The 2,494-nt window shown below is 62.1% G+C and carries 3 protein-coding genes; 2 read left to right on the top strand and 1 reads right to left on the bottom strand.

Going from position 1 to position 2,494, the window contains the following annotated elements; translation table 11 throughout:
* Positions 1-36: 36 nt before the first annotated feature.
* Entirely contained in the window at positions 37-531 is a 495-nt protein-coding gene (locus tag WA943_RS07710) for a TIGR00645 family protein (protein WP_424469283.1), read from the top strand.
* 13 nt (positions 532-544) lie between these two features.
* On the opposite strand, the gene WA943_RS07705 is transcribed toward WA943_RS07710, so the two are convergent.
* The gene (locus WA943_RS07705; protein WP_424469282.1) at positions 545-1,516 is read right to left on the bottom strand and encodes an L-threonylcarbamoyladenylate synthase; all 972 of its coding nucleotides are present in this window, start codon (positions 1,514-1,516) and stop codon (positions 545-547) included.
* Between the two features lie 86 nt (positions 1,517-1,602).
* Between WA943_RS07705 and WA943_RS07700 the strand changes: the two genes are divergently transcribed.
* A partial coding sequence (locus tag WA943_RS07700; protein ID WP_424469281.1) for an acyl-CoA dehydrogenase family protein occupies positions 1,603-2,494 on the top strand: 892 nt, incomplete at its 3' end.

The raw sequence follows: 2,494 nt of genomic DNA, 5'->3' as shown, positions 1-2,494 counted from the left end.
GCCGTTCACCACTGAAATTTCAATTGAGGAGATGCGATGAAGTCGATCGAGTTGATGATCGAGCGGGTCATTCTGGCCAGCCGCTGGATATTGGTAGTGTTTTATCTCGGCCTTGCGGCGGCGCTTGCGCTTTACGCGGCCTCCTTCGGGCTGAAGCTCGCCAAGGTGTTTTCAGTGGCGCTGGAACTGGGCGAGTCGGAAATGATCCTCGCCATGCTCGGCCTCATCGACGCGGCTCTCGTCGCAAGCCTCGTGCTGATGGTCATGATTTCGAGCTACGAAAATTTCGTCAGCCGCTTCGACGACGCCAGAACGGACCTCTCCTGGCTCGGCAAGCTCGATGCAGGCAGCCTGAAGGTCAAGGTTGCCTCTGCCATTGTGGCGATTTCATCGATCCACCTGCTTCAGATATTTCTCAACATTTCGAAATATGAGAGCACCCAGATCATGTGGCTGACGATCATGCATATGGTTTTCGTCGCCTCGGCGGTGGCGCTTGGCCTTCTCGATCGCATGTCTGTGAAGAAATAGGCTCGCGCTCCTTTCAGCCGCGCGGTGCTGCCGCGCGGTTCAGCCGATCGTTGATCGCTTCGCCAAGGCCGGAATGCGGAACGGGCGCGACAGCAATGCCGCGTCCCTCCGCGCGTGCATCGAGCGCGCGCAGCATGGCAAACAGATTTGCCGCCGCTTCCGTCAGATCGCCGGAGGGTGAAAGGTTCATCACCGCGCTTGCTGCATGAGCACCAAAGCCAAGCCATAGTTCGCCATCATGCGGCGTGCTCGCATTGAGGCGCAGATGTGCGCGCGGCGCATAATGGCTTGCAAGCTGTCCGGGTGACGAACGCCCCGCCTCGCCGGATGCTGCATCCGCCTCGTCAAGCTTGCGCCCAAGCACGGCCTCGATCTTTTCGCGCGCAATGGCGCCCGGCCTGAGCAGCGTCGGCGCGCCATCATCGGGAAATCCGATCACCGTCGATTCAAGTCCGAGCGGGCATGGGCCGCCATCGATGACAAGCGCCAGCGCCTGCGCATGGCCGAGCGACTCCATGACATGTTCGGCCCGCGTCGGGCTGATCTCGCCCGAAGCATTGGCGGATGGCGCGGCGATGGGTCGTCCCGTCGCATGCAGAAGTTTCTGCGCCAGCGGATGCGCAGGCACGCGCAGGGCGATTGTGTCGAGCCCCGCGCTGACCAGCAGCGAAACCGGCGTATCTGAAAGACGCGGCAGAACGAGCGTGATGCCCCCCGGCCAGAAGGCGCGGGCAAGGGCTTCAGCCTCCGCCGTGAAACGCGCATGCAGCCGCGCCTCATCTGCGCTGCCGACATGCACGATCAGCGGATTGAATGTCGGTCGTCCCTTGGCCTCGAAGATGCTGGCCACCGCGCGGTCGTTGGTCGCATCCGCGCCAAGCCCGTAAACCGTCTCTGTCGGAAAGGCGACAAGCCGCCCCTCCCGCAAAAGCTCGCCCCCGCGCGCAATGGTCGCGTCGTTCGCGCTCAGTAATTCAGGCCGCACGTCGACACGCCTCCCTCGGGTTCAATCCGGCGCGAGAATAGAGTAAATTGCCTGAACCGTCAGACCTCTCCCGCCGAAAGTATCTTATGACCTATCGTGCCCCCGTCCGCGACATGGCTTTTCTTCTCAACGAAGTGGCGGGCCTTCGCGCGCTGGCAGGGCAGGGTGCCTTTGCCGATCTGACACCGGATCTGATCGACGCCGTGCTTGAAGAGGGCGCAAAACTCGCAGGCGGCGTGCTGGCGCCCCTGAACAAGACGGGCGACCATGAAGGCGCGCGCCTCGAAGTGGATAGCGTCAAGACGCCGCAGGGTTTTGCCGATGCCTATCGCCAATGGGTGGATGGCGGCTGGGGCGCGCTTGCCGCAGCGCCCGAATATGGTGGTCAGGGCCTGCCGCTCGCGCTTGCCACAGCCATGCAGGAAATGTGGAACGCTGCCAACATGGCCTTCGGTCTCTGCCCGATCCTGAGCCAGGGCACGGTCGAAGCACTGACGGCGCATGGCACCGAGGCGCAGAAGCGCCTCTATCTCTCCAAGCTCATTTCCGGCGAATGGACCGGCACGATGAACCTGACCGAGCCGCAGGCGGGCTCCGACCTCAACGCCTTGAAGGCGAAGGCCGTGTCGCAGGGCGATGGCACCTACAAGATCACCGGCACGAAAATCTTCATCACCTATGGCGATCACGACATGGCGGACAATATCGTCCATCTCGTCCTTGCTCGCCTGCCTGATGCACCCGCAGGCACCAAAGGCATCTCGCTTTTCCTCGTCCCTAAATTCCTCGTCAACGAAGACGGATCGCTCGGCGCGCGCAACGATGCGAAATGCGTCGGCCTTGAAGAAAAGCTCGGCATTCACGGCAGCCCCACTTGCGTCATGGCTTTCGGCGAGGAGGGCGGTGCGATCGGCACATTGGTCGGCGAAGAAAATCGCGGTCTCGCCTGTATGTTCACCATGATGAACAATGCCCGCC

It is taken from the genome of Parvibaculum sp. (assembly GCF_049651025.1).
Taxonomy (GTDB): Bacteria; Pseudomonadota; Alphaproteobacteria; order Parvibaculales; family Parvibaculaceae; genus Parvibaculum.
The sequence above is the reverse complement of the archived record's forward strand: the minus strand, read 5'-3'. Positions and strand labels throughout refer to the sequence as shown.